Genomic DNA, 3,387 nt, shown 5'->3' with positions numbered 1-3,387 from the left:
TTCCCTTCATCGGCGTATTTTCTTAATGTATTGGGATGCAGACCCAGAAATTCGACCGCTTTTCTGAGTGGTATGTATGCCATGTTTCAAACTATAGCATACGTTAGTGTCTGTTAACAAAACTTACACTGTTGAATAACCTCATTAAGGGAGAAAACCAGACCTGGGGAAGCCCAAAACTCTAGATCAATGAAGATTAACGGAGAAGGAGGGATTCGAACCCTCGGATAGGAGTTACCTGCCTATCAACAGATTAGCAATCTGCCGCTTTCGACCGCTCAGCCACCTCTCCAGAAGCGACAATTATATATAGTAACAGAGGATTTTAGGTCTGTCTAGGGGTTTAGCAAAAAAAATTGTCCGGGGAGGGTCAGGGGGCAAAACGTAATCGTCGAGAACAAACAAGATCGACTGTAAACTAAGATTGATCAGATTGGACATGGACATCATCACGGTTAAATTGTGGACGCTGGAAAGGTGAATTAGCAAGTTTAGCCTAAACCTTGACACTCCCACCCCTACAGGTTTTGATCACAAATTATTTAGACTTGCTATATCAATCTGCGTTTTCCTCTGATCAATCAATTATAAAGGAGCGACATTAACATTAACTTTAAAATCGGCTGTGTTTGAAGCTGAAACTTCGATTAAATAATCTCCATCTGCGGGTAATTCACCTTGCCAATTTTTACTATTTTTAATCGTACCAATGATTTGACCCTTGGGATCTAAAATATTAATATCAACAGTTCCTTGTTGAACTTCTAAAGACATTTTTTGTCCCGCCGCACATTCTAATTTATATTGTCGTTTTTCTGCAACTTTAATATTTCCCGTCAAGGTTTTTCCCGTTGTTCCTGGGTCAAATGTGACTCGTTCCGTCGGAGGATTGACTTCAGGTGAAATAGAAGGAGATAGTGTCGGAGTAGGTGTCGAACTCTTAGCAAAAGGGGGTAAAGGTTGTAAGGGTTGGGTTTGGGTTCCACCGCCTGAAGTAATATTCATTTTAATGTCAAAGGTTGTTGCTCCTTTTAAAGCTGTAAACACCATTGTATATTGACCCGTTTGGGGTAAATCTTTGGTTTTAATCAGTTGTCGGTCGGGTGCATAAATCCAAATACATAAATTATCTTCAGTGCGATAATTTAACTGTTGACCCGCTTGGGCTGCAAATTGATAAGCTAAATATTTTCCTTGGCGAATTTGACCCGATTCTTTGGTATTAACAGCCGTTAATGTAATTAATTTAATATTATTAGGATCAAGATTGCTTTGAGGTTGTTCAGAACATTGTTCAATTTTTTGAGATGAATCCGAGTTGACAATCTTCATTGTGGTGGAAAGTTGTCGCCAATGTTCCGCCATCACTTCACAACCTGTTAATAAAAATAATAAGATCAATAAACCTGTTTTGTGCATAAAATTAAGTTAACTTAACCGTTTTCTGATCCATAATCCAAATAACGGTAACGCTAATTTATAGCCTAATTCTGAACCATAAATCAAGCCTTTGTGTTGTAAACCCGCGATCGCACCTTGCAAACTTCCCCCTCTGGATAAATGATGTTTAGTAATATATTCTCGACTTTGGGGTTTATCCGTTGGGTCTAATGCTAAAGACTCTAATAATTGAGCTTGAGACGAAGGAAGCAACACTAACAATGACTCAAACACCGTTGAAAAATCTGCTAATAATTCCTGTAAAGTGTCCTCAATTTCCTGATCTCCAATTAACCCATTAGAAGTTTTAACTTTACACAACCGACGCACTAATGCTGAAGCATCACCAATATGTCCTTGAACCGCTTCTAAAAAGCGTTTTAAAGCTTGCGATCGCGGGTCAAAAGTTAAATGTTCTCGATGTAAAACCCCATGCGCCCAAGCTGCCACCACATCATCCGATAAAGGAGTTAACTGAACAATATCTAAATTTTTATGAAACTCCTCTTGATGGGTGGTTTCTGCCAACGTTGCGACTAAAACATAACTAACAGAATTTTGCTGTTGAATTTCTTGACGCAACAATTTTTCCCAATCTCCTTGTCGATCCCAAGAACGAATATGAGGAAAACTATGCAGAATTAACACCACTTGTCGTTGCACAAATTCCGCTAACTGTTGGGGTAAATGAATTAATAATTGATAAGCTTGCCAAATTTCATCCGGTTTAGCAATTAACCGTAAACTTTTTGTTGTATTTCCTTGCCAAACTAAAAATTGATCAGCTTCTGTGGTCGTCCACTGTTGTAAAAACTGAATCGCGGCTGCACTTTTAACCGCTTGGGAAATCCCTTCACATAACAGTTGAGTCAACCGTTGACCATCCGTGGCTCGAATACAGTCCACTTCAATAATTTTTGCCCCCACCTCCATCGCCGCCCGTTTAACCAGGGTTCGACGTCCACTACCCGGAACCCCAGCAATTAACAAATCACGATCACAGGCTAAAGCCTGAGTAATTTGTTGAAATTGGCTTTGTCGTCCAAACGTCTCTAACGGCGCTGCTAACTCTTCTATATCCATCTCTATTGATCACACAACTTGATGGTCGATATTACCATTTTTTGGTGTCAGGGAGTCACAGGGAACAGGCACTCTTGCAATAGGCAACAGAAATTTCTCCCCCTGCTTCCCCTGCCTCCCCTGCTCCCAACTAGCCGCCGTAATTCCAGCCTGTACTGGCGAGATTGAGAATTTCGGCGTCTTTGTGAACCCCAGCGGCGATCACTTCCCCGACAAAAACCGTATGGTCGCCGTGTTCAACTGTCCCGATGACTTGACATTCAACGTAACCCAAGGCTTCACCAATGATGGGACAACCCGTTTCGCCGAGATAAAATTCGACATCCTCGAATTTATTTCCCACTCGGTGTTGAGGTTTAAAGAATTTCTGGGCGATGTCTTTTTGACCTTCAGCCAGAAAGCTTAGGGAAAACACACCACTGGCTTTAATCATGGCATGAGATTTGGAATCATTTTTAACGCAGTTGACCACTAAGGGAGGCTCAAAGGACGCTTGTGTTACCCAACTGGCGGTAAAACCATTGACATCCTCTCCGTCCTTAACTCCACAAATATAAAGGGCGTGGGGAATTTTACGCAGAATTGTTTTTTTAGCTTGTTCGTCCAACATAATTGACAAGTCCTGAAACCGCTTTTAATTGAGCATTCTACAATACCAACCCACCCCTGATCGGCTTCAAACCCACTGCCTCAGTAAGCGAGATCAGTTAAACTGAGGGAAGTTTATCTAAGATCTCGGTTTGAAGACTCCCGTTACACCCTTTGGGTTAACGGTGAGATGAAAAACCGAGCAACATACCCAGCGTAGCACGATATTTTAAAAACGCTTGACACCCAACTAGAAACTTGTGTTAGATTAGGTTT

3 protein-coding genes and 1 tRNA gene are annotated in these 3,387 nt (G+C 41.2%); all 4 read right to left on the bottom strand.

The window, feature by feature from the left end; genetic code table 11:
- Window positions 1-200: 200 nt before the first annotated feature.
- A tRNA-Ser gene (locus ACKPEB_RS00240) sits at window positions 201-292 on the bottom strand.
- A gap of 293 nt (window positions 293-585) precedes the next feature.
- Complete coding sequence (locus ACKPEB_RS00235) at window positions 586-1,419, bottom strand: hypothetical protein (protein ID WP_408962750.1); 834 nt, start codon at window positions 1,417-1,419, stop codon at window positions 586-588.
- 9 nt (window positions 1,420-1,428) lie between these two features.
- On the bottom strand, window positions 1,429-2,523 hold the full coding sequence (locus ACKPEB_RS00230; RefSeq protein ID WP_408962749.1) for an ATP-binding protein: 1,095 nt from the start codon (window positions 2,521-2,523) through the stop codon (window positions 1,429-1,431).
- Window positions 2,524-2,653: 130 nt separating this feature from the next.
- Window positions 2,654-3,133, bottom strand: coding sequence for a flavin reductase family protein (locus ACKPEB_RS00225; RefSeq protein ID WP_408962748.1), 480 nt, complete (start codon window positions 3,131-3,133; stop codon window positions 2,654-2,656).
- Window positions 3,134-3,387 lie beyond the last annotated feature (254 nt).

The organism is Planktothrix sp. (genome assembly GCF_046067725.1).
In the GTDB taxonomy this organism is placed as follows: Bacteria; Cyanobacteriota; Cyanobacteriia; order Cyanobacteriales; family Microcoleaceae; genus Planktothrix.
This window is presented reverse-complemented; position numbering and strand designations above follow the sequence as displayed.